34 protein-coding genes and 1 pseudogene are annotated in these 23,011 nt (G+C 40.2%); 8 read left to right on the top strand and 27 right to left on the bottom strand.

Features of this window, described 5'->3' with window-relative positions:
- Positions 1 to 69: 69 nt before the first annotated feature.
- A complete protein-coding gene (locus ABE021_RS03525) occupies positions 70 to 207 on the bottom strand; it encodes an RAxF-45 family protein (RefSeq protein WP_430286838.1) in 138 nt (45 codons plus the stop codon).
- A 286-nt stretch (positions 208 to 493) separates the two neighbouring features.
- Between ABE021_RS03525 and ABE021_RS03520 the strand changes: the two genes are divergently transcribed.
- The gene (locus ABE021_RS03520) at positions 494 to 1,282 is read left to right on the top strand and encodes a DUF2268 domain-containing protein (protein WP_430286837.1); all 789 of its coding nucleotides are present in this window, start codon (positions 494 to 496) and stop codon (positions 1,280 to 1,282) included.
- 75 nt (positions 1,283 to 1,357) lie between these two features.
- Here ABE021_RS03520 and ABE021_RS03515 read toward each other — a convergent pair whose 3' ends face one another.
- Positions 1,358 to 1,624, bottom strand: coding sequence for a hypothetical protein (locus tag ABE021_RS03515; RefSeq protein WP_430286836.1), 267 nt, complete (start codon positions 1,622 to 1,624; stop codon positions 1,358 to 1,360).
- Positions 1,625 to 1,864: 240 nt separating this feature from the next.
- On the opposite strand from ABE021_RS03515, the gene ABE021_RS03510 reads away from it, so the two are divergent.
- From ABE021_RS03510 to ABE021_RS03495, 4 genes are all read left to right on the top strand, one after another.
- Positions 1,865 to 2,056 carry a YjcZ family sporulation protein gene (locus ABE021_RS03510; protein ID WP_430286835.1) on the top strand — a complete coding sequence of 64 codons (192 nt, stop codon included), beginning with the start codon at positions 1,865 to 1,867 and terminating at the stop codon, positions 2,054 to 2,056.
- A gap of 259 nt (positions 2,057 to 2,315) precedes the next feature.
- Complete coding sequence (locus ABE021_RS03505; RefSeq protein ID WP_430286834.1) at positions 2,316 to 2,885, top strand: MEDS domain-containing protein; 570 nt, start codon at positions 2,316 to 2,318, stop codon at positions 2,883 to 2,885.
- A 260-nt stretch (positions 2,886 to 3,145) separates the two neighbouring features.
- Complete coding sequence (locus ABE021_RS03500; protein ID WP_430286833.1) at positions 3,146 to 3,469, top strand: PadR family transcriptional regulator; 324 nt, start codon at positions 3,146 to 3,148, stop codon at positions 3,467 to 3,469.
- Entirely contained in the window at positions 3,462 to 4,490 is a 1,029-nt protein-coding gene (locus ABE021_RS03495; protein WP_430286832.1) for a DUF4097 family beta strand repeat-containing protein, read from the top strand. Before ABE021_RS03500 ends, ABE021_RS03495 begins: the two co-directional genes overlap by 8 nt.
- 76 nt (positions 4,491 to 4,566) lie before the next feature.
- Here the strand turns inward: ABE021_RS03495 and ABE021_RS03490 are convergent, their stop codons facing one another.
- From ABE021_RS03490 to ABE021_RS03385, 22 genes and pseudogenes are all read right to left on the bottom strand, one after another.
- Positions 4,567 to 4,977, bottom strand: a complete 411-nt coding sequence (locus ABE021_RS03490) for a VOC family protein (protein ID WP_430286831.1) — start codon at positions 4,975 to 4,977, stop codon at positions 4,567 to 4,569.
- Between the two features lie 44 nt (positions 4,978 to 5,021).
- A complete protein-coding gene (locus tag ABE021_RS03485; RefSeq protein ID WP_430286830.1) occupies positions 5,022 to 5,342 on the bottom strand; it encodes a DUF3784 domain-containing protein in 321 nt (106 codons plus the stop codon).
- 179 nt (positions 5,343 to 5,521) lie between these two features.
- On the bottom strand, positions 5,522 to 5,965 hold the full coding sequence (locus ABE021_RS03480) for a hypothetical protein (protein ID WP_430286829.1): 444 nt from the start codon (positions 5,963 to 5,965) through the stop codon (positions 5,522 to 5,524).
- A gap of 204 nt (positions 5,966 to 6,169) precedes the next feature.
- The gene (locus ABE021_RS03475; protein ID WP_430286827.1) at positions 6,170 to 6,697 is read right to left on the bottom strand and encodes a GrpB family protein; all 528 of its coding nucleotides are present in this window, start codon (positions 6,695 to 6,697) and stop codon (positions 6,170 to 6,172) included.
- Positions 6,698 to 6,732: 35 nt separating this feature from the next.
- Entirely contained in the window at positions 6,733 to 7,029 is a 297-nt protein-coding gene (locus tag ABE021_RS03470; RefSeq protein ID WP_430286825.1) for an RNA polymerase alpha subunit C-terminal domain-containing protein, read from the bottom strand.
- 44 nt (positions 7,030 to 7,073) lie between these two features.
- Entirely contained in the window at positions 7,074 to 7,535 is a 462-nt protein-coding gene (locus tag ABE021_RS03465) for a GNAT family N-acetyltransferase (protein ID WP_430286823.1), read from the bottom strand.
- A 68-nt stretch (positions 7,536 to 7,603) separates the two neighbouring features.
- Positions 7,604 to 8,101 carry an N-acetyltransferase family protein gene (locus ABE021_RS03460; RefSeq protein WP_430286822.1) on the bottom strand — a complete coding sequence of 166 codons (498 nt, stop codon included), beginning with the start codon at positions 8,099 to 8,101 and terminating at the stop codon, positions 7,604 to 7,606.
- A 1,058-nt stretch (positions 8,102 to 9,159) separates the two neighbouring features.
- Positions 9,160 to 9,558 (bottom strand): hypothetical protein, encoded by a 399-nt coding sequence (locus ABE021_RS03455; protein ID WP_430286821.1) that lies wholly within the window; start codon positions 9,556 to 9,558, stop codon positions 9,160 to 9,162.
- A gap of 130 nt (positions 9,559 to 9,688) precedes the next feature.
- Complete coding sequence (locus ABE021_RS03450; protein ID WP_430286820.1) at positions 9,689 to 9,967, bottom strand: hypothetical protein; 279 nt, start codon at positions 9,965 to 9,967, stop codon at positions 9,689 to 9,691.
- 111 nt (positions 9,968 to 10,078) lie between these two features.
- Positions 10,079 to 10,432, bottom strand: coding sequence for a DUF6176 family protein (locus ABE021_RS03445; protein ID WP_430286819.1), 354 nt, complete (start codon positions 10,430 to 10,432; stop codon positions 10,079 to 10,081).
- 47 nt (positions 10,433 to 10,479) lie between these two features.
- Positions 10,480 to 10,761 (bottom strand): annotated as a pseudogene (locus ABE021_RS03440) (DUF4181 domain-containing protein); the annotation flags it as partial.
- Positions 10,762 to 10,773: 12 nt separating this feature from the next.
- On the bottom strand, positions 10,774 to 10,905 hold the full coding sequence (locus ABE021_RS03435; RefSeq protein WP_430286817.1) for a hypothetical protein: 132 nt from the start codon (positions 10,903 to 10,905) through the stop codon (positions 10,774 to 10,776).
- Positions 10,906 to 10,983: 78 nt separating this feature from the next.
- Complete coding sequence (locus ABE021_RS03430; protein WP_430286814.1) at positions 10,984 to 11,256, bottom strand: hypothetical protein; 273 nt, start codon at positions 11,254 to 11,256, stop codon at positions 10,984 to 10,986.
- 4 nt (positions 11,257 to 11,260) lie between these two features.
- Positions 11,261 to 11,848 carry a histidine phosphatase family protein gene (locus ABE021_RS03425; RefSeq protein ID WP_430286812.1) on the bottom strand — a complete coding sequence of 196 codons (588 nt, stop codon included), beginning with the start codon at positions 11,846 to 11,848 and terminating at the stop codon, positions 11,261 to 11,263.
- 530 nt (positions 11,849 to 12,378) lie between these two features.
- The gene (locus ABE021_RS03420; protein ID WP_430286811.1) at positions 12,379 to 12,798 is read right to left on the bottom strand and encodes a DUF4181 domain-containing protein; all 420 of its coding nucleotides are present in this window, start codon (positions 12,796 to 12,798) and stop codon (positions 12,379 to 12,381) included.
- Between the two features lie 45 nt (positions 12,799 to 12,843).
- Positions 12,844 to 13,284: a VOC family protein gene (locus ABE021_RS03415; RefSeq protein WP_430286809.1), complete on the bottom strand. Its 441-nt coding sequence runs from the start codon at positions 13,282 to 13,284 to the stop codon at positions 12,844 to 12,846.
- A gap of 84 nt (positions 13,285 to 13,368) precedes the next feature.
- A complete protein-coding gene (locus ABE021_RS03410) occupies positions 13,369 to 13,830 on the bottom strand; it encodes a GNAT family N-acetyltransferase (protein WP_430286808.1) in 462 nt (153 codons plus the stop codon).
- Positions 13,831 to 13,990: 160 nt separating this feature from the next.
- Positions 13,991 to 14,689, bottom strand: coding sequence for a class I SAM-dependent methyltransferase (locus ABE021_RS03405; RefSeq protein WP_430286807.1), 699 nt, complete (start codon positions 14,687 to 14,689; stop codon positions 13,991 to 13,993).
- Positions 14,690 to 15,093: 404 nt separating this feature from the next.
- Positions 15,094 to 16,074, bottom strand: a complete 981-nt coding sequence (locus ABE021_RS03400) for an NAD(P)H-quinone oxidoreductase (RefSeq protein ID WP_430286805.1) — start codon at positions 16,072 to 16,074, stop codon at positions 15,094 to 15,096.
- A 154-nt stretch (positions 16,075 to 16,228) separates the two neighbouring features.
- On the bottom strand, positions 16,229 to 18,022 hold the full coding sequence (gene glmS, locus ABE021_RS03395) for a glutamine--fructose-6-phosphate transaminase (isomerizing) (RefSeq protein ID WP_430286804.1): 1,794 nt from the start codon (positions 18,020 to 18,022) through the stop codon (positions 16,229 to 16,231).
- 470 nt (positions 18,023 to 18,492) lie between these two features.
- Positions 18,493 to 19,677 carry an NAD(P)/FAD-dependent oxidoreductase gene (locus tag ABE021_RS03390; RefSeq protein WP_430286802.1) on the bottom strand — a complete coding sequence of 395 codons (1,185 nt, stop codon included), beginning with the start codon at positions 19,675 to 19,677 and terminating at the stop codon, positions 18,493 to 18,495.
- A 34-nt stretch (positions 19,678 to 19,711) separates the two neighbouring features.
- The gene (locus ABE021_RS03385; RefSeq protein WP_430286801.1) at positions 19,712 to 20,161 is read right to left on the bottom strand and encodes a DUF1641 domain-containing protein; all 450 of its coding nucleotides are present in this window, start codon (positions 20,159 to 20,161) and stop codon (positions 19,712 to 19,714) included.
- A 243-nt stretch (positions 20,162 to 20,404) separates the two neighbouring features.
- Between ABE021_RS03385 and ABE021_RS03380 the strand changes: the two genes are divergently transcribed.
- From ABE021_RS03380 to ABE021_RS03370, 3 genes are all read left to right on the top strand, one after another.
- Positions 20,405 to 20,560, top strand: coding sequence for a DUF1540 domain-containing protein (locus ABE021_RS03380; protein WP_430286800.1), 156 nt, complete (start codon positions 20,405 to 20,407; stop codon positions 20,558 to 20,560).
- 94 nt (positions 20,561 to 20,654) lie between these two features.
- Positions 20,655 to 21,092 (top strand): hypothetical protein, encoded by a 438-nt coding sequence (locus ABE021_RS03375; RefSeq protein WP_430286799.1) that lies wholly within the window; start codon positions 20,655 to 20,657, stop codon positions 21,090 to 21,092.
- Positions 21,092 to 21,370, top strand: coding sequence for a DUF2653 family protein (locus ABE021_RS03370; RefSeq protein WP_430286798.1), 279 nt, complete (start codon positions 21,092 to 21,094; stop codon positions 21,368 to 21,370). Before ABE021_RS03375 ends, ABE021_RS03370 begins: the two co-directional genes overlap by 1 nt.
- A 46-nt stretch (positions 21,371 to 21,416) precedes the next feature.
- On the opposite strand, the gene ABE021_RS03365 is transcribed toward ABE021_RS03370, so the two are convergent.
- The 3 genes from ABE021_RS03365 to ABE021_RS03355 form a co-directional block, all read right to left on the bottom strand.
- Entirely contained in the window at positions 21,417 to 22,019 is a 603-nt protein-coding gene (locus ABE021_RS03365; RefSeq protein WP_430286796.1) for a superoxide dismutase family protein, read from the bottom strand.
- A 128-nt stretch (positions 22,020 to 22,147) separates the two neighbouring features.
- On the bottom strand, positions 22,148 to 22,651 hold the full coding sequence (locus tag ABE021_RS03360) for an antibiotic biosynthesis monooxygenase family protein (RefSeq protein ID WP_430286795.1): 504 nt from the start codon (positions 22,649 to 22,651) through the stop codon (positions 22,148 to 22,150).
- Between the two features lie 90 nt (positions 22,652 to 22,741).
- Entirely contained in the window at positions 22,742 to 22,921 is a 180-nt protein-coding gene (locus tag ABE021_RS03355) for a hypothetical protein (RefSeq protein ID WP_430286793.1), read from the bottom strand.
- Between the last annotated feature and the right edge of the window lie 90 nt (positions 22,922 to 23,011).

The raw sequence follows: 23,011 nt of genomic DNA, 5'->3' as shown, positions 1-23,011 counted from the left end.
ACTGATTCCAGGCAAACAAAAAAGACCGCCCGTTAACAAGCAGTCTTTTCGTGAAAAGAGTGAAGTTAATCAGTTGCGCTTTGATTTTTTGGGTTTTCTAAAAAAGGACATACGTATCCCGTTCTCCAAAAAATCATAAGTAATGACACGTGCAATATAAGTCGGGGTATCCACTTGAACACATGCCTGCGCTACTGAATTCTTCATTCCTTTCACCTCCGTTCTGATTAATTGTTTACAGTCTAACATGTTATTGATTGATTTGCAAGAATACTCTTCGTATTGAATACTACGTTGCTTAAAACTTATGGACTGGCACTATTCGTCAGCTCAGACCTACACACAGGTCCTACCTACTTGAAGAACATACACAAAATACTCGGTGACAGGTGGACAGTTGTATTTATAAGGAGTACTGCTTTTCATACTTGACTGGTCGGTTTCGGTCTTTAAATAAACCGATGCATAGTATACGGTACGGAGGAGGATTGCAATGGCTGTGATGAAAACGAATGAATGGCTGACGGAACATTACCAAAATCCTATTGAACTGTGTAGTAAGTTGAAACCATTGTTCCCTGGTGTTTCCGCAAAAGAAATAGTTGATTATTTCCGGTTACATGGTATGTACCTTGAACACACTACAAGCGGTTTTTCACTTGTAGAAACGATGATCCAAAACAACATTTGGACAATTGTGGAGAAAGAGCACCGGGCACTTCAAAAGAAATGGAAAGGTCCTGATGTTCCCATTATTATTTTGCCCTCGAATACAACGGATAAGAAGCTAATGAAGGAAACGAATGGAAAAGCAGGCTTAGCATTTGCAGATAAGCTATTTCTCTTTGCACCTGCAACGATTTCAGAACAAGAATTGAAAGCGCTTCTCATCCACGAATACAATCACGTCTGTCGGCTCTGGCATACAAAAAAAGACGAGAAATCTTATACGTTATTGGACTCGATTATATTAGAAGGCCTAGCGGAGCATGCAGTTCGTGAGAGACTTGGTGAAGCCTACACCGCTTCCTGGACAAAATTACACTCCAAGGGAAAGCTCGAAAAGATCTGGAGAAAAATCATTTCACCCCAAAAGGAACTATTGAAATCTCATCCATTACACAATCAGTATCTGTTCGGATGGAATGGCCATCCTCGAATGGCTGGTTATTGCGTTGGCTATTATTTAGTTGGCAGCTACCTGAATACGAATGGCGTATGTATATCCGATATTTTGAGCGTAAACGCGGAGGTCATTTCAAACCCTCCTCAATCAGGATAACCAATCCCCCAATAAAACCAGGATGACAGCACCCCATGTTATCAAGTGCTGCCTCCTCAATCCGCCATCAGTAGATCACCAAAAGAAGAACGGAATCAACGCAAGCGTCGCAATGGCTCCTATTGCAATGCCTAATCCAAACCCTCTTCCTCTATAGCTATAACCGCCGAATCCATAGCCAAATCCGCCCAAATTTCTACCGCCATTCAACGGTTGTAAATATACGTGTCGATTATCCACGTGCTGAATAATTCCACGATGTTCGTTACCATCTTTTGTTCGGATCACCACCGCTTTTCCGCGATGACGGTTACACTGTTGTTGCATATTTTCCAACGCCATATTGCACCCTCCCATCTGAGTCAACCTACATCAGTATATGAATGCCAAGCATCCTGCACGGAGGACAACACCCAAAAAATCATTAATTGTGTGAATGTCACAGGCACGGATACTCAAGCTGCATACTCTATCAACATAGGCAACGTGGAGGTGGGATGAAACAGTCTTAGGAGCCGATCACTGGAAGTGCTTATGAGGTGAAGTTGACAACATACAATCTCGCTGATGGGAGGTGACAAAATGGGATACGGATATAACCCTTGTGGCTATGGCGGATACGCTGACTATTGTGGTCCAGGTGGGAATGGTGGAAACGGTGGCGGCCGCGGTTTCGCGCTATTAGTTGTTCTATTCATTCTGCTAATTATCATCGGCGCTTCTTATGTTTCAAATAACAATGACAACTGCAAGACTAATAAACACGACTGCTAAGCAACTGACAGACTGAGCCCTATTGGTTTTCATAACAATGGGTTTCAGTCTGTTAACGTTTTAACCATTCAAATGCCCCTTTTAGATTTCCGCTCACTTGCCACGGAAAACAGCGTTCATGAGTAAGAAGCGGACGTTCGATAAGCTATTGTAAAATTCATGAAATCCACTATATTTTAACAACTCTATAGGGTAAGATAAGTAAGGAACAGGTAAATAACATTGCACTATATCTTTTAACATGAAGGGCTGGAAAATTATGAACCCACAATTGAAAGAATTGCTTCGAGCTGAAAGATGTGTGCATATCCTCTATTCCTATAAAACAGACGAAAATTATATACGGCAAGCAGTCAAATTCATCCAGGATGGAATAAAAGCTAAAGATTACATAGTATTCATTGAAAACGAGCGTCTGTATCCTCGGATTTATAAAGAATTGGAAAAAATTTATACAGAAGAAGAATTGAAATATATGCATCATGTGAAAAATTTCGATTTCTACAACTCGAGTGGCAGTTATCATCCCCCAGCAATTGTTGAGTACTTCAATAAGACGGTAAAACCTTATGTAACCGACAATATTGCATTTAGATCATGGGCCCACGTGGAATGGGCAACGATGGAAGACCCTTTGAAGCTCGTCGAAGAATTGGAGCAGCAGATCGACAACGCTGTGAACCAACTAGCATTTCCTTTGATATGCGCGTATCACATGGATAGAATGCCAGAGTATCTTTCAAAAATATTAAAAGAAACACATCCCTATTTGTTAAGTGATGATGACTTCACAGGTTCAGAACACTACAAAAGTCTTTCCGGTGAATAACCCTAAGATTCCCGGAGAACATTATCGTTGTGTTCTCTCCTTTTGTTATTAACGATGAACCTTAAAGAGTACACCTATTACAAACCTACTGAACTTAGTAGGTTTAAGTCTCTCTAAAGTTAGGACCTTTATGTATCTGTTCTGAAACATTTTTTCCGGTAGTACCTTGCAATGAACACTACTGCATGCTATCCTAAAACAACAGTACATCATTTGAATCAGTACTACACATTATATAGTAGTGAAAGGAGTGAGTTTTTGTGAATATCCAGTTCAAGAAAGGTGTACTGAATCTATGTGTATTAGTACTTCTTGACAAACAGGATCGCTATGGCTACGAATTGGTACAAAAGATTTCCGATCAAATTGCGATCTCAGAAGGTTCCGTCTATCCCCTGTTACGCCGATTAACAAAAGAAGGGTATTTCACGACATACCTAAAAGAATCCACAGAAGGTCCTCCACGCAAATACTACACACTTACGGACACCGGACGGGAATATCTTCACGAACAATTAGAAGAATGGAAGCATTTTTCAATGGGCGTCAATACACTTATTAAGGAGGGGTTCAACAATGACTGAACAACAATACATTACTACTCTTGAAGGGCTGTTAAGCAGGCTCCCTATTGAAGAGCGCCAGGACATCGTACAGGATATTCGGGAATACTTCGTCGACGGCCGGGAAGACGGTAAAACAGACGATGAAATCTCAAGTTCATTAGGGTCTCCGAGCTCCATTGCCGACGAACTTCTGACATCTTATCCCGAGCCGAGTAAAGCTGTTCAGACGAACGCTGGTGCCGAAATCATCCACATCCAAGAGGACACGTTCAAAGACGTCTCCATTGAAGTGCAACACGGCGTCCTCCTTCTATCCCCTTCTGACAATCACGTCACGACAGTGGAACTGTTGGGCAGCAATGACAAATTAAAATTATCTGCTGAGGTAAATGGGAATACACTTGTTGTCAAGCTGAAAAGTCTTCGCCCCAGGTTCATCATGTTCAGCTTCTCTATGAAAAGCGTGGTGTTGAAAGTTTCGATTCCAAAAAAACTCTATGATGCCATCTCCCTGAAAACGGACAACGGAAGAATCTGTGCTGAAAAACTGCTCAGTCAATCTCTTCACGTCATTTCAGACAACGGACGGATTGACTTGAGCGAAGTTGCGACTCGTGTACTTGAAACAAAAACGGACAACGGGCGCATTGAAGTTACGAATACACAAGCAGACCGGATTTTTTCAAAAACCGATAATGGACGAATTGAAATGAGATATGTCGAAGCCGATTCTATTGCCGTAGAAACCGATAACGGGCGTATCGAGCTGAGCCACGTGAATGGAAACATTGTCGGCGAAACTGACAATGGACGGATAACACTCATCACCAATAGCTTAGATCGCAACATCGAAATGCAAACTGACAACGGCAGCATACAGATTCAAACGGATGAAAAGCCGACAAATGTTACCATCCACACAAAAACCGCTCATGGGCGAGTGGACGTATTCGGAGAAAACAATTCACGCAGCGTCTTCGGAGCAGGTGAACATTCCATCCGTCTAAAATCAGACAATGGAAGAATTACGATTCAATAAGTTGGCTTGTCGAATGGAAATGAAAAAACAGAGATGACAAGTCTCTGTTTTTTTGCATGGGATATGTAAGGCATTCCTACTCAGGATAACTGCATAGCTCGAACAAAGTTCCTTCCGTAGATGCGGGGTTGATGTAAATAAGACGTCGCCCTCGTGTATTCGTGCGCAGCGTGTCTTCAAGGAAACGGATGCCATTGTCCCTTGCTTCGCGTATCGCCAAATCTAAATCATCGACTCGATACGCAACATGATGAACGCCCTTTCCTTTTTGCTTGATGAACCGTGCGATCGGAGAATTCCGATTCGTCGGTTCCAGCAATTCGATGGTTTGCCCATTGGTTTTCACAACCGCTACGTGCACTTCCACGCCAGGCACCTCACTCGTATACCGATCCTCCAATGATCCCTTCAAAACTTCCAAGTAAAAAGGAAGCGCTTCTTCAATACTTCTGACCGCAATGCCGATATGATCGAGTTCATAATCCATAGTGCTCCTCCTTCAAAATCCTTCTATTTTCACTGGACTGAATTTCATTCCGACGTTGTTTTTTGAAATCGATTTCCAGTATTCATGTAGACAATCATAAAAAAGACAGTGCTTAAGAACAACGCCAATCCTGCATACAAAAGCCAAGTTTCATCCAAAAAATCACTAAGCCCCCAAAGAACCATACTGAGCGAGAAAACGTACATCATCTTGCCCATGAACTTACACAGCCGGATCCTATCGTATTGTTCTTTTTCTTCCTTGGTCATCGTATTATAACCTGCTATAAGCGATGCTCCTTTTCCTTTTAAGAAAAGAGTTCCCAAACCGAAAAATACAATAATCGTTAACGCCAGAATAATCATCTAAATACACCTTCCTTACTCATAAACTCATTTCTTGAACGTTGTTTTCAACACATACACGAGATCGTAGTTGTCCAACTCCTCCATATGACCCTCGGGATCATCATAGAACGCAGTGGTCAATGAGTCCATCTCATTTTCCTTAGAAAAGCATATCACTGCAAGTATGAGTTCATCTCCTACGGACTTTGCTTCTCCCGGAAATGCACTGGAGGAACTTGACATTGCATCAAAGCCTTTAGGTTGTTCGTCAAGGTTTTGCCCTGAGCTGCTCCCTTCTTTGTCTCCGATCCAACATCTAGTACAGTTTTATCGAATTTTGAAACCGGTCTTTGCATGGAGAAAATAATTGTTCCTTTGTTACGAATGGATGAACTGAGAGATGAAACTGGGTGATCGGCTAAGCTTCCTTTTTCATACTTTTCTACCCATACCGTTGCCTCTTTGAATTCTTCATTCACTTTGAAATCGAACATATAGCCATGATCTGTGTTCATTTGAAGGATTGCTCGTTCACGATCCGTTACATCCGAAACGGAGAGGATATTGGTTTTTTCCTTGGTTTCGGAACACCCCGCCAGGATAACGATTAAAGTGAGCAAAAGGAATAATTGTTTTTTCACGAGGCACCTCTGCCAATATTGGTCTGATTTTCCATGAATCCATTATTCATTATTCAAGATTCGTCTCAGCGTACAGGATCTTGTGATCAACGGAATTAGGAGAATATCTGACTTCTTTGCTTCGCTGGACTATCGAAAGAAGTCACCTAAATAAGACATTATCATCATTCTTTTTCAGTACTTCAAGCTTCATGAACCCTAAACCTATCTGCTTTCCACTATCCGCCTTACAAAGTCCTCTTTGAATCTTGTATAGTCGTTCATATCCCCGTTGCCTTTCGACAAATAACTCAACTTCAGCCTTTCGTATTCCTTAGCTAGAGATTCTGAAGCATTCAGATGATCTCTAAATGACAGAAGATCATTCCACTTTTGACCTTCATACTTAACTAAATGAATAATATGCGTTTTCTTATCCAGTTTTCCATTATCCAAAAACTTTGCGAGTACGACTTCGTTTTCTAATGCGACTTGGAGCCGGTAAAATTGTATGGATTTCAAACTTCTCAACAATTCAACAGAAACCATGTGGATATCGTCCACTCCAAGCGCGATATCGATCATCGGTTTTGCTTTGATGCCTTTAATGGATGTACTGCCGATATGTTCTATCTGATCGAACCTCAAGCCCGTGGCTTCATGGACTGCCTGACGAGTCTTCTGGAATTCCTCTTGCCATCCAACCTGATGCTCCACAATATGAATTTCCCCTTGAACTAATCCTAAAATCATAGCAATTCCTCCTCAATAGTAACCGGAAAACTGGATCATTCATGCTTAAAACCCATCCCTTGTTCTTTCAGTGCTGCCTTTAGTTTAGGAATAGAAGCAGGACCTAGTCCATGAAACTGTAAGAGTTCTTTCTCTGTGTACGTGGCGAGAACCTGAAGTGAATGAATTCCATTATTCTCTAATGCACGTCTTGCTGGTGCTGCAAGATTAGAAACGAACCCGTTTTCAGGTTTTCTTTCCTCTTCACAAACAGGACAAGTCGGACAATCACTTTTCTTAGCATACCGATGCCCCTGCGTGCACACTTTTATATCTTTATCATCTCTCGTCATGTCTTTTCCTTTCATTCGCTATAATTTAAAACCGGATTTCACCGTTACCTTTGCTTCAACTTCAGAGCCAATCGAATCCGATCTCTGCACTGAATCCCATTCTCAAAAATCTCTTCAGGATAATGAATGATAAAATGATTTGTGTCGATACCTACCATCCGGAATCCACACTTTTGATAAAGCGCCAACTGTCCGATACTTGAGTTCCCTGTCGCGACATGGATTGTGGTGTGTCCTTGGTGCTTAGCCAGTTGGATTGCATCCAATACGAGTTCCTTACCAATTCCTCTTCCCTGCAAATCTTCTGTTACCGCAATATTCATGATTTCCACATTTCCAGGAGCTGTCTGAAATAATACATAGGCACCGATGATCCGATGTTCGATTTCTGCTACAAAGCAATCCCCTTTCGCGAGGTACGCTTCAATTTTTTGTTTCGATGGATCCGCCAATACCAATAAATCCATTGGTGGATTTTCATCAGCTTTCAGTTTTCGGATTTCCATATTTCATCACCTTCGAAAATTAGTTTAAGCTGGCCAATCTACTAATGAAACACACTTACGCCATTGCATCATATGAGTTTGGACATATAATACTCATCAACATAATTACCATCGATATTAAGCGAATTTCGCTTCGTCCCCTCAATTGTAAACTTCATTTTCTTATACAACCGGATGCCTGCTTCGTTAGGCTGTGCGACAGTCAATTCCATTCGATGAATGTTTTGTTGTTTAGCCCATTTTTCAAGGGCTTCAAATAGTTCGGTTCCAATCCCTTGTCCTCGATAGCCTGTTAAAATCCCCACTACGAGATAGACTGTATGTTTCGTTCTATTGGAACTTCCTCCGATTGCCATGAGGTATCCTACGAGCTTGCCATCTGATTCCGCTACAATTAGGGTAGATCCATTTTCACCATTCATCGCAAGGATTCTTGATTGGAGCTGTTCACTGGTAACGCTCCTTTCCCCCGGACCAAACAGCATGTATTGCGAATCATTTTCAACTTGTTGAATTAAATGACACAACTGTTTTGCATCTTCGAGCCTTACTCGTCTGATTTTCATTCCCCTTCCCCCATTTCTTCATCTTTTGTGAAAATTGACTTAAAAGATAATCGCAAAATGCCCCTTAATTCCTCATTCCTGCAAACGATGACCAGCTCTTCTTGATCAATTTGCAGGAGATGGTTTTCATCGTAAAACCCTATATATAAATCTCTCCTGCACCTTAGTAGTGAGTTTGCATAGTGTATGGTTTCTTCAACGCTTACATCCGAAATCGTTACGTACGTCAATGTGTCTTCAAACTCATCAGTTTTTTTAAGTCTTCCTTCCAATTTGTAATGATGAATGAGCGACCTAAAGATCCCTTTGAAAATCGAAAAGAGTTAGTTTGAAAATGAAGCCGGTATGAATACAGAAACATGGAATCGATTTGGAAATCTGTTTTAAATAACTCGGAAGTCAAATACCTCAAGAAGGATGGATGGTGTAAAAAACGGAACGGTATGACTATTATTCTTCTTTCAGTTACTTGAAAATATGCAGGTTGTGCTGCAGAAAAAACTACTCTGAAAATTATCTTTAGTCTTTTCAATTATTTTGCCGCCTTCTTAAATTTCTTTAGTATGATATCCGTTGTCAGTGGATAGCGCATAGTTCATCAATTGAAACTGCAAGTTGTTCTCGCGTCACTCGCGTCATATAATGTTCACGTAAGAAAATTCAAGTACGTCATCACTTGTGAGATCTCGATGCTACCTATATATTCGCTTAAAGACAAAACAGTGCTTCTCAAATTCAAACCGATATTTGCGTAACATAATGGTATTAACCCGAATCTGTTGATTATTCCATTAAACCCAATAAAATTTTCCATGACATCGACCCACTGACTTATTCAACGTTGCAGAGGTTTTCACTTAAATAAAAAAAGCATTTCTAGATTCAATAACTCAATATTAATAAAAAGCAAAATAAGCATGTTTTTCCGATTAAGACACAATATGTACATAGACTATGGACTTGGTAATGTGATCCGTGATTTGAACAGGTTTCAATATAGAGTGATCATCAATTAAGCAATCGCACACATTAGTGAAAGAATAGTAATGATTGTGTACTCAGTTTAATGGAAAATATTCATCCATTTCATATAGTTCGAAATAATCTTCATGAATAACAATAGAGATAATAGTATTTCCTTTTCTAAAGAAATTGGCGTGTCCCATTTGTTCTTCTTTCAACACTTCCCAACCCCAAGTATTAATTTCTTCAAAATAATCACTGGGTGGATAAAGTCCTTGTTCTCCTCCGATATTCTTCAACCTATATTTTTCACCCTTTTTAATATAAGGATTGTCAAATTGTACTTTGCTTGATTCAGCTTTAGCTGGAACAGGAAAATCTTGATTTATTCCTGCTTTTTCATAACTTATAATTTCATTATAGGAAGATGAACAACCGACCAAACACAACAACAATAGGCATATATTAAATAATCCGATTTTATTAATATCCATAATTCTCTCCTAAAAGGAATGTAACATCGTTCAATATGATTTCTTTAAGTTCTTGTTCAATATCCATGAAATCTCCCCCAGGATCCGAGTTCTTGAATAAAATATATACAGGATATAAACTGATTTATCCTTAGGTCTGTTTAATACGCCTAACCCCTATGTTAACCAATTCCAACGCGATTAACATCACTCCGAAAAGTAGCACGACTGCAAATCCAAGCATTCCTTGAATGGCCATCCAGCCTACCGTGAACGCCATGAAAAAAAGGAAATAGGCCGCGCCGGTGAGTATAAGGATAAAAGCTACATGAAAGAGTTTGACTCGTTGAATACTAACCGCTAAAAGCCTTGAGAGCACCAGGAGGTCAATAAGCCAGTACATGTGAAATGATCCCCAACGAATTTCCATGCGACATTGTCCTTCATCCCCCAAATGTTGTGTCACAGGAAGTTACACGTCCCTCTGGACAGATAGTTCTAGTTATCCGCCATTCAACTTCTTCATTTTGCTGCGTATGAATTACTTCATCTGTTCCATTACATTATCTTGAATCATGACGACATTTGTCTTCAATATACTTTCTGGATAGTCATGGTCGATACACTCATTCCAATACTCTAAATGTTTCGTGTCGATAAAACCATCAGAGAAAACGACCTCTTCGGCGCGGATGCCTTGATAAGAGACCCAGTACAAATAGAGTACACCTTGTATCGTTTCTTCAAAAATGGACTCTACATACATTTTTTCACCAGGCAGTGTTTTTTTAACTTCTTCCAAATGGGCTTGCAGGAATTCCATCCATTCCCTTGCTTTCGCCTCTTTACCTGAGATTACTCGAAAGCGTTCTAATTCTACGTGAAGTGTTTTCATATAGTATTCCCCATTTCTTTTGTTATCTGTAAACTATTCGGCACACTTCATTGCATTAGCCCATATGAATTTGCGGCGATGATCGAGAGAATGAAAGCGGAAAGAACCGCCATTACGATGAGAGTCACAATGTATTGATTTTTTCTCGGTGCGTACTTTTTTTCCATATAGGCTGTAAACAGTTCGAGCACCACTGTAGTAAGTAGTTGATATAAAAGGAAGTACGTGAACCAAGTCGACTTGACAGGGTTACTTGATAGAATTAGGTAACTCATTATTACTAATCCAACCATTAACACCCCTTTCAGGATCCATTCAATTTTGAGATGTTTCTCATTTACTTACTGATTTGACCAAAATTTTTTCTTTTCAGTTTCCAGCATTTTTCTAGCGATGAATTCCGTCAGGTACAAAACGAAGTAAAACCCTAATAATACTAGAACTAACTTTAAATAGAAATGATCTATGTCCATCTCTCCTACTCCTACCTTTTTTGCAGGTACTATTCAGTCAACGGTGCTGTCGATGACAACCTAGATATCTTTCGACTTTTATTCCCCCGCAATCCTACTACTTTTCTTCTGGATGAATAGGAGAATGAACCAACAAAAAAAGGCGATAGTTACAAAGGACAACAAGACTATGTAAGGAGAAAAAGACGCACCAAATACAACTTGACTTTGCAGATTATCCAACTGCCTCCAGGCCGTTTCAATATTCGGCCGATAGATAAGCGTTTGGATGAAACCTAACAACAACGTTCCAAAGATATATATTATATGGATTAAGAATGAAGCTGAAACTGCTTGTGCAATAATTTTCACATACTCACCTCCCGCCATTACAGGATTTGAATCCGAACTCATTCCAGAGCCGATTCACTTCTAACAACTTCTCATTCTCAAAGGTCATCCTATACGCATCAGGCATCGCCAAGTTGTTCCAAAATCCGAAGTCATAACGGTCATCAAAATAATTCATGATGAGTGCCATGATATTGCCGTGTGTTCCGACTATGATGGTTTTTCCTTTATACAGGTCGAGTACGTTTAATGTCGCCTTGACTCCCCGTTGTTGCGCCACTTCATTCGACTCTCCCCCATCCCAAGAGAAGGTAGGATTCTCCCACACGTCCCTAATTGCAGCATCGAAATCTTCAACTGGCTGATCAGACAATTTCCGTTCCTTGAACCCAAGGTCTATCACAACACCCATATCGAAAAACTCAGCAATTCCTTCGACCGTTTGAATAGCCCTTTTATATGGACTTGAAATGACTACATCAATTGATTCCTCCTTGAACATTTCGCTAATAATCGCTGCATCAGAAAAGCCTTTACTGGATAAGGTTCTTCCTAATTCATCAGAGGTATGTGTCGAATGAGCATGTCGTACAAATATAAGTTTAGTTTGCAAACCTTGTTCTCCTTTGAAAAGTTTTTGTATTTCTCATTTAATAGTTTTTATGTTCAAATCGAAATCATGAGTACCATTATCGAATCGAGGCGAATCAGAGAAACAATGTTTTAAAGTTTAGCCAGCTCACGTCAACTGCTTCTAACTGACATCTATCCACCAAAATTCTCCCATTTTTTATTCTATCAGAGTATTTAGATTGCACAAATATTTTTCGCGTTTTAAGAAAAATGTCCCTAGTTGATTTACTGAAGAGAGAACGAAGATAATATCAGTTTCTACTGGGGGTTTCTTTCCGGTTTAGTGTTTGTTCACTGATTTGAAGTAAGTGAATCAGGCTTCGCAAAAATATAAAAGGGAATCACGATTTTTTGAGTGGTATTTCGAGAGTGAGACATTAACCTCAGCCTTCCATTTTAAACTTACTTAAACGAAAAAAAGAGCTCTTAAAAAATAATAGAGAGCTCTTTTGAAGAGTGGATTCAATAAGATAAATAGTAGTCTGGTCTTTATAGAGCATTTACTCCCGGTCAGCTGAACCATCCAAAGAACTTTGTATAAATGATTATCGGAGCCATAACAATAATAAGCCCTAATTCAATGAGCGTCGGGATGTATTCATTTTCATTCTCAGCATATTTTTTCTGCATCGTAACTCTCACCAATTCCAACACGATAGAGTTAAAAAACATGTAAGAAAGAACGAGTACTAGCAATGTATCGGTTCCAGTTTCATCTGAATACATAGGGATTGCAAACAAAATGAAACCTGAAACTAGAATAATCCGTACTATCCAATCCAGTTTTTTGTGCATATCATTCACATAGTTGTTTGTAAAATAATTCTGTTTTCCAAGTTTAAAGTATGTGCGTAATAACTTATTTAGAAAATAGAACACTAACGAAACACCTATGACTACTATGATTAGTTTGGCAGCCAAATTGTCCATACTCTCTTCCTCTCCTCAATTTATATTCTCCATACCCCTCCCAACTTATTGAATAATCAACATATTATGCTCATCGAACTCCCAATCAGCGCCATAAGCAACTTCCCAATAGTAACCGTCCGGATCAATGAAATATCCTCCATACCCACCCCATGAAAGTGTTTGTGGAGGTTTGATAACTTGTGCTCCCACTTCTTTCACTTTATTAAATATGTCGTCCACTTCATCAATAGTTTTCCCATTATATGCAAGTGTGAAGCCGGGAAATCCTCCGGATGAAATTGCAGGTGGATTCTTCTCATTTATATCTTTAGCTAGCTGCTCCAAAGGAAACAACTCGAGTTTAGATCCTTCATTTTTAAAGAAAACGATGACCGGTTTTTCTTCATCTCCCATCACCGAGGCTTCAAAACCAATCTCTTCATAGAATTTCAATGACTTACAAATGTCTCTAACCCCTAATGCGATCAGATTGATACGGTTCATTTATCATCCATCCTCTCAACTATTTCTTCTTGCACAATCAATGGCATTCAAAAGTTGTAAGGATCTCACCCTTTGTTTTCATGCCTATTTCAGTTTCTTCAAAAGCTTAACGTATTCACCATACTGGTCTGCCCCGATAAATAAGACTTCAGTAAACCCATTCTTTTCATATAAGTGTCGAGCATGCATATTGTCCGTATCCACACCAAGCGTTACTTCCTCATAACCAAGCTGCAAAGCATAGTCAGTTAGATATTGCAGCAACATTCCACCGATTCCTCGATTGTGATACTCCTCTTTCACAATCATACGAGAAAGATAAATCCGCTTATTTGGTATCGTATAATGTGGATCTGTATTCTTGAAAACCAACGAACCTTCACCTATAAAGGTATTTTCTTTAATACAAATAAAAGTAACTCGGTTACCACTTACCAGCTCTTCATAGAACGTTTCCGCCATTTTCGGCTGTTTGTCCATATCCCAAATGTTGCTGCATTTATTGTATTCTTCGAAATCCAGTTTCTTTATTTTGTACGGTTCCATCTATCATCCCTCACTTAGTATTGTTTTGGATAATGTTATCTCTTTACACACACTATATCTTGTCCCGTTAACTCATCTCTGCTACAAGGTATTGGTTCTTAGTGATAAACTATAGGTTACTTTTAACAAATCCAATCCGCTTCCTGAACAAGACTCCTAACTATTTAATTTGCATGAAGCTTGTCCATAAAAAGTCTTCACCGAATAGATCCTTTTCTTGCTTTTGTTTTCTCATCTTTCTAAACTCCAAAATATCGAAATCTTTTTTAAATATGTTCTTTAAACGTTCTTCTGAATAACCGATTCCGCCTTTCAAACTTTTTTCTTTATAGACATCCCAATCAGGTGTATCCGACGCACCATCTGTATTGAAGCAAACAATCCCGTAATATCCTTCTTTTCTCAATGCTTTTTTTATTATCTCTAAATAAGTTAAACGACGATGTGGCGCTAAATGATGAAACATCCCACAATCATAAATAAAATCGAATGAATATGGTTCAAATTCGAAATCAAATAAGGACACACAATGAAATTCAAGATTTACTCCTTCTTCATCCGCTCTTTCTTTTGCCCATTCTATCGCTTTACTTGAAAGATCTAAAGCACTCACACTGCACCCCTGCTTAGCCATATAAATAGAGTTCCTCCCAGGACCGGCTCCTAATTCCAAAACTTTTTTTGGCGAAAATCCTTTACTGAAATATTCAGCCAAATTCTCGTCCGGTCCTTTCACCTTGAAAAACGGAATACTTTTAGTTCTGTCTGCATAAAAGTCCTCCCAAAATTGTTTAGGTTCCCGAAGTTCATCATCTAACATTTCTAATAAACCTTCATAATTCAATATACTTTTCCCCATAATTGCACCCCCAATTTAACTAACCTACATACCTCTCTCTTTTGTCTTGTTCTCTGTACAAGAATTGAATTCAATACGCTTACTAGCCACCATTGTGCGCCACTATGAAATGGTAAATAGAAAAACCTCTTTAGACAATTCTATCCAAAGAGGTTAATTTTAGCAATTTGTAGTTAGAAAGAAAGGTTGATCAAATCAATGCGAACTATCGCGATAATACGTCAAAAGAAAAAAGCATGCTTTGAAAAAAGACTAATCAAAACACGCTTTTAAAGTATTTAAATGGAATTACCATTTTAAAAAGGATAGATCATTTTTGTAAACTTTATTCAATTGACTTACAACGACCTGATCCTTTGTTAAGTTACCTTTAATCATTCTTCAGATTTGTGGAAGCTAAAAACTCAAGCATTTACCTGTAGTATAATCTTCCCGATATTGCGGTTCTCTTCCATATGAGGATGAGCTTTTCTAACCATTTCTAAAGGGTATTTAGTATCAATAACAGGTACTATATTTTTTCGTTCAATGTAAGGAATTACGTTCTCTACAAATTCTTTAGTTAGACGAGCTTTGTATTCGTCACTTCTTGGGGTTAATAATGTCCCTGTTAATTGGATGCACTTTGACATCAAACTAAATAAGTTCAACTTTTCCAGTTCACTTCCACCCAGTATTCCGATAAGAACCCATCGACCTTCGTTCTTAATACTGGCTAAATTTTTCTCCCAGTAATCAGCACCAATAAAGTCTAAAATCAGATCTACTCCTTTACCGTTTGTTGCTCTTAGAACCTCTTCATCAAATGACTGCTCCTTGTAATTTATAAGGACGTCTGCTCCAAGTTTTTGGCAAAAATCGAGTTTACTTTTAGAGCCAGCCGTAACAATCACTTTAGCATTACAAAGTTTTTTTGCTAATTGAATGGCTGCTGTTCCAACTCCGCTTGCACCTGCATGAATTAATACTGTTTCCTGTTTTTGCAGTTTACCGATCCAAAATAATGTTTGATAGGCAGTGAGGAACACTTCAGGAATCGCTGCAGCCTCTTCAAACGATAAGGAATCGGGAATTTTCATCGCTCGATCTGCTGGCATGACAGCAAACTCTGCATAACCACCCCCATTAACAAGTCCCATCACTCTCTCTCCAACTGAAAAGGGACTAACACCATTAACTTCAACAACAATTCCAGAAATTTCTACGCCTAAAATAGGATTTTGAGCATACCCTACTTTCCCTTCACGGGTAATTATATCTGTACGATTTATCGCTGCTGCATGAACACGTATAAGTAACTCCCCTTCTTTTGGTTGTGGGATATCAACTTCAACAAGCTCTAGTTGTTCCGGACCACCTGGTTTTTTTACAATTACAGCTTTCATAAATAACACTTCCTTTAAAATAATACTCTTAGACAAGAATCCAAGAGAAAAAAATCGCACCGTTTTTTTTTACGGTGCGACTTTATTTTATACATTTCATCTTTTATCATACATCGTAACTTCATTTCAAAGCCCGACAATTTTTCAGGCTTCCTTATTCCACCGTCACACTCTTGGCTAAATTTCGCGGCTTATCCACATCACAACCTCGCTGCAATGATGCATAATAGCTCAACAACTGAAGCGGAATAACTGTTACTAGCGGCGTTAACAGCTCGTGGACGTGAGGCAATACAAGTCGATCATCCGGTTCGTTATCGCCTTCCATGGAGATGATACAGGCGTGCGCGCCACGTGCTGTGACTTCTTTAACATTGCCTCGTAGATTCGGGCTGACACTTGGTTGAGTCGCGAGTGCAATGACGGGAGTGCCTTCTTCAATCAGAGCAATCGTACCATGCTTAAGTTCACCGCCTGCAAAACCTTCTGCTTGGATATAGGAGATTTCCTTCAGCTTCAACGCCCCTTCTAAACTTACGTAATAATCGAGATTACGTCCGATGAAAAAGGCATTACGCTTATCCGTCAACAATTCTAGAGCGATTTGTTCCATCTCTTCTTTAGCATCCACCAACGTTTGAATCGCATTCGCTGCAATTGCTAACTCTTTTTTCAAGTCCAGCTTTTTCTCTCCCCCACATAATGCATAAGCCGTAATCGCAAGTACTGCAAGTTGAGCGGTATATGCTTTCGTAGAAGCGACTGCGATTTCTGGTCCTGCATGCAACAATAACGTATGGTCCGCTTCACGCGACAGCGTAGAGCCTGGCACATTGGTCATTGTGATTGTTGGATATCCGAGTGCTTTCACTTTCACTAGCACTTGACGGCTATCTGCTGTTTCACCCGACTGTGTAATGAACAGGAACAATGGTTTTTTTGAAAGAAGCGGCATATTATATCCGAATTCGCTGGAAATATGGACTTCTACAGGTAAACCAGCTAGTTTCTCAAAATATTCTTTACCGATCAAGCCGGCATGATAACTTGTTCCTGCCGCGATAATGTAAAGACGATCAGCATGTTGAAATGCTTGCTTAATATACGGGTCAATATCCAACATACCTTCTTCATTGCTGTAGGCATCGATAATCTTACGCATTACACCTGGCTGCTCATCAATTTCTTTCAACATGTAATGAGGATACGTCCCTTTTTCAATATCACTCATATCGAGTTCAGCTGTATAAGGAGCCCGCTCGATTTTGTCCCCATCCAGTGTTTCGATAATAATGCCATCTTTACCAAGCAAAACAACTTCGCCATCATGCAGCTCAATGAATTGATCAGTCACTTGAAGCATCGCCATAGCGTCAGATGCGACAACATTGCATTCACCGCTTACTCCGACTAGTAATGGACTCCGGTTTTTCGCAACAAATATCGTATCCGGATCTAATTCGTCTAACATCGCAATCGCATATGATCCATGCAATAATGATAAAGCTTTACGGAACGCTTCATCTGTTGTCATTCCAGAGTTAGCAAAGTGCTCAATCAGTTGGACAATGACCTCCGTATCCGTTTCAGAAGTGAAGTGGACATCTTGCAAATATTCACGTGTCAATTTTTCATAGTTTTCAATGACCCCATTATGGACCAATGTAAAACGTCCAGATGCACTCTTATGTGGATGTGAGTTTTTTTGATCAGGTACACCATGTGTCGCCCAGCGCGTATGGCCGATCCCGACGTGTGCATCGATTTCTTCGGGTAGTGCGTTTCTTAAATCTGCAATACGTCCTTTTTCCTTGAACATTTGGACGCCAACTGATGTATGGAAAGCTATGCCTGCAGAGTCGTATCCTCTGTATTCAAGCTTCTCCAGCCCTTTCAGTAATACCTCTTCTGCTTGGTTCTTTCCGTTATATCCAACAATTCCGCACATAATTGTTCCTCCGCATCAGGCAGTCCGGATGCAGAACCGATTCGGTCGGTCAGTCAGTTCTTGCCCGGACTGGCCATTAAATTTGTATGATACCTGCTAAATCCCTTTTGTGTCACCGAGTTACCTCCGTGTTTTAGGGACTGCATGTGATCGGGTATCTGCGATCAGGAGGCATCCGCCGAATGTTCGATGAACCTCCACCTCGTCTGCCGAGAATCTGTGCGATTTTCTTGGCACTGGCGCTTTGATTGGTTTCCATTATTTTACGTGCCTTCTGCTCTCCTTTTTGCACGGACTCAAATACCGTCGTTGTTAACTATAGCGAATCTAGTTTTCCTCTGTCAAATGACAAATCGTTCTGAATAGAGAAAACTAGATTCTCATAATGCCATAAGCCTGCGTAATACATAAGAAAAAGCTGCCGCAGAATTCAGTATGCACTGAATTTCTGGACAGCTACAACGTTTTAATTAGTATGCTAAACCGAACAATCCCTTGATGTGAGTCAAGTAGCGGATGTTACTTGCTTCTTTCATCAATGAAGCCGGCATTCCCTTAAGGGATGTATTGTTTCCACCTATTGATGCAACAGCGTCTTTACGGCCAAGGCTTGCAAGTGTACCGGAATTTACTGGATTGAACACTTCCATAGACTTGCCTGTAAGCAATGCATACACATTGTAGCCAACAAGTTCACCCATCTGCCAAGCGTTTTGTGCAGTTGGTGCGTATGGACGTGCTCCCTCTTCTGCCGGGAACGCAACCGCGCTATCTCCTACAACAAATACATCAGGATGAGATTTAGATTGCAGGAATTCGTTTACTGTTGCACGCCCACGGTCGACTTCAATACCAGATTCTCCAACGAGCGGATTGCCTGTAACGCCACCTGTCCAAACGAATGTGTTCGCTTTGATGACACGGCCGTCTTTCAATGAAATTTCGTTCCCTTCGACGTTTGTGACAGGAAGTCCGATCAAGAATTCAACGCCGCGTTTTGCAAGGCTTTCTGTTGCACGCTCGATCAAGTGATCAGGAAGTACTGGAAGGATTTTCGGACCTGCTTCAACCAACATGATCTTCAAGTCAGCAGGGTTTACACCATGCTCCCGTGCGATCTTCGGCATGTTGTCTACGATTTCACCAACAAGCTCAACGCCTGTCAAACCGCCGCCGCCAATCAGAATCGTAGCGTCTGCTTCGTCATGGGAAGTTGCATAAGCCTTAATGCGATCGACAATATGCTTGTAGATTGCGTTTGCTTCACTCGCGGATTTAAGGACCATACTATTTTCTTCAAGCCCAGGAATTCCGAAGTATGCCGTCTTACTACCAAGCCCCACTACAAGTGCATCATAAGTAAGCGTCTCTCCGCCAGCCAAATTCACTTTTTTCGTGTTTACGTCAAAGTTTTCAACTGTTGCTACTTTCAAATCCACCCCTTTACCAGCAAGAAGTTTCTCGAGAGAAAGTGCAACCGCACCTTCACTCGTAGTGCCTCCGGCTAAACGGTGAAGTTCTGTAATAATTTGGTGAGTCGGTGTCTGGTTGACAAGTGTGATCGTTGCATCACTTTCTGACAGGAAGTTACGAGCATTTAGCGCTGTCAAAAGACCGCCATAACCTGCTCCTAAAATAACGATGTGTTTGGTCATTGTCTAGTCCCCTTCTACTAATAGTTAGTTGAAATTATTTTGTATGGTTCTTTTGTCCCGCAATTTCCAGATAAGCACTCAAGAAACGGAAGATGCGTTGCGCTTCAGGGTCTTTGATCATTTTCATCAGGCCGAACAAGCCGATTGTTTCCGTATTTTTCTCTGCAAGATCTTTTGCTTCGATGACTGTCGCTGCCATGTTTTTAGCAGAATCTTTTACAGGGCCTACGATTTCTTTCATGAATTCCGATGTATCATTCAACAATACTTCGTCTGTCGCAACTGCTTTTGCAACATCATACGATTTTGTCATTAAGTCAACTAGCTCGGTTAACTGCGGAAGTTTTTCTACAAGAGCCGTTAAGGATTCTTGAACTTCTGGTTTCAGCAACTGGTCAAGGATGTCTTGTTTTTGATTGGAAGGTAGTTGTGTGCCTTCTGTAGCAATGTTTGCTGCTTCTTCAGGATTGAGCGGCGTAGTCATGTGCAAATCCCCTTTTTTAGTTTAATTTATTTTGTTCTGTTAGTAGGTAGACTATGTGCGGAATAATTCGTAAAACTTTAACAAATCCGCATGTCATAATCTCCTAAACTGATTACCATCAAGTCACTATACGCTTCTTTTTGACATACTTCAAGTTTTTAGTTTGGCATTTAATTAATATTTATTTTATATGAATAGGGTTGGATGTCTTGTACATCCTATTCTAAAAAGGAGGTGCTTGAAATGGCACAAAGGATTCGATGTGAAGTGAATAATTGTAAATTTTGGTCTGAAGGGAACAAGTGTGAAGCGGATGAAATTTATGTCGTGAGTAAAAAGGGAAATCATGCGAAATCCAGTAGCGAGACAGACTGTAAAACGTTCATTCCACAAGTGTAGAAAGTGAACTGTTTTAACTTTTAATCATTCTATTGTACAATGATGAAGAGAATCGTTATGCGGTTCATCACTTCATCGGAGGTTTGACTAGTACATGAAAAAAATTGCGGCAGCGTTTTTAGCAATCACGCTTATTCTTTCACCGATTGGAACCATCGTATTCAACGACCATTCGCCATCGGCTGAAGCGAAGGGCTACAAATCCGGCAAAAAAGGATTTACACCTAACCAAAATAATTTCAACAAACCAGCAGTCGATAAAAAGAAGGACAATACTTCTTTTACTAAAAACAATGGTTCGCAAACAGCAAAGCCTAAATCAGGCGGAATGATGAAAGGGTTAATGTTAGGTGGACTAGCGGGACTCCTTTTTGGCAGCCTGTTTGCTAATATGGGCGTGCTTGGTTCCATTTTAGGATTACTCGTTAATGTATTTGCGATTATCGCTGTAATCGGTGCGGTCCGAATGATTTATCTCTATTTCAAGAAAAAGAAACAGGATAAAGATGACATGCATCGGTGGCAGAACTAATGATTGAGGAACAGGATATCATTAATTCCATTTGCTTGTATCAGGCAAAACACAAGTTCGTTCCAGCAGATCAAGTCGAAGTTGAACTGTTTTATGATGATGCCGAAGGATTCTATGCGGAAGCTTTTGTCAATGGGATGACGGTCACCATGAATACATTTGATATGACTCAAGCATTACGGATGTGGATTGAAGAACAACTCCATCAAGATCCTTATGCTACGGGTGTAAAATTCCTATTGGATGATGAACGGGGAATAATCGCTTCCCTTATGTAAGTCATTAAAAATGGACAACCTGATTACTAGGTTGTCCATTTTTTTGTCACTTAATGACTCCACATACAATTCGGTCTCCGGAATCTCCGGATGGTTGAGTTTCACCATCATCTTCTCCAGCATGGATAACGAGTGCTGTTCCTGAATCTTGGAACAAAGAATTTGGCTGCCCTTTTTCCAATGTTACATGTTTAGCAGTGAACTCGTCATCTACTGACCCGTCTTTCCCTACTTCTAAATTGGGCATATCACCCGCATGCGGGCCGCCCTCCGTTTCCAGTCCGTGCTTCTTCTCATCCGGGTTAAAATGATCCCCTGCTGATTTGAAATCCGGCGCTTCACAAACACCAGTTTCATGGAAGTGGAAACCATGGCTGCCTTCAGGTAGTCCTTCTGCCTTTACATGTACTCTAACCCCTTCTTCCGTTTCTTCCAATTCAGCTGTGCCAGTTGTTTGACCTTTTGAATCTTTCAAATCCACAAGTACAGTGAATGGTTCAGACTGCATCTTTTTTTCGGTTTTTGACACTTTAATATCATCGTTTTTTTCTTGTCCTGGCGTGGCCTGTTCTGATTTTTCATCAGCTCCGCATGCTGCCATGGCTAGCATAAATGCTAAGGATGGTAAAATCATAATGTTTTTTTTCATTTTTTCCCCCCTCAGTTCAATCTATAGTAGTCTCTTTCACTAAGGTGACCTATTTAAACATTTATCCCGAAACAAACAAAAAAAACGAATCCCTCTTACATTATAAGGGATTCGTTTCCATAAATTTTTCAGTCTACTTTCAAGTAACTTGTAACAAACGATGGCCGTGAAAAGATATTCGGCTTCTTGTCAATTCCTTCGTCTGTTCCGCGTTTTTTGTGAGCGTCGGCATAAGCCTGGGAAGTTTGCCACGCTTTAAAAGACGCCTCATCCTGCCACATAGTCAAGATGACGTACGTATCGCTTTCTAATGGCCTAAGTACGCGGATTGCAGAGAATCCATCAGTATCTTCTATCTGCCGGGCACGTCCCATGAACCGTTGTTCGAAGGTTTCTCTTCCCTCTGGTGTGACAGGGATATTATTGAAAACCGCAAAGTTCCCATTCACAATGTCTCCTGAAGCATCAAGAACTGTATAGGAATCCGCTTCAGCAAAACCTGCTGACCCATCGTTTTCCTGGATAAGTACAGCTTCATTTCCAAGTTCCATCAGAACAAGTTGTTCCGATGTCAAACTTTCTTTAATCGATCTCAATTCTGTTAAATCTCCGTACGTTACATGAATATTCATATGCTGTCCCCTATCTGACTGAATGAAAAGCTGCAGTTTAATAAGCAAAGCCGGCAGAAATCACCTGCCGGCTCCATTCACATCATTTGTTCAATGCCATGCTTGTTTACTGCGTTCTTTGACTGTGATTATGGCCGATGAGCCTGCTAAAATTGTAATTACAAGCGTCCCCGCTATCAGACCGTCCATGAAAACTCCAGAGAAATTACTTGCTGTCAGCGCTGCTGATGCAATGCCGCAGACAATGGCAGCAAAAATGATTTTTTTCATAGCACTCACCTTTCCCATGCTCACAGACTTCCCGTAGTGGACCGCATGGCGATTATGTAGTCATTGAGATTGTTTCTCAATTCTATCATA

It is taken from the genome of Sporosarcina gallistercoris (genome assembly GCF_050459885.1).
Lineage (GTDB): Bacteria > Bacillota > Bacilli > Bacillales_A > Planococcaceae > Sporosarcina > Sporosarcina gallistercoris_A.
This window is presented reverse-complemented; position numbering and strand designations above follow the sequence as displayed.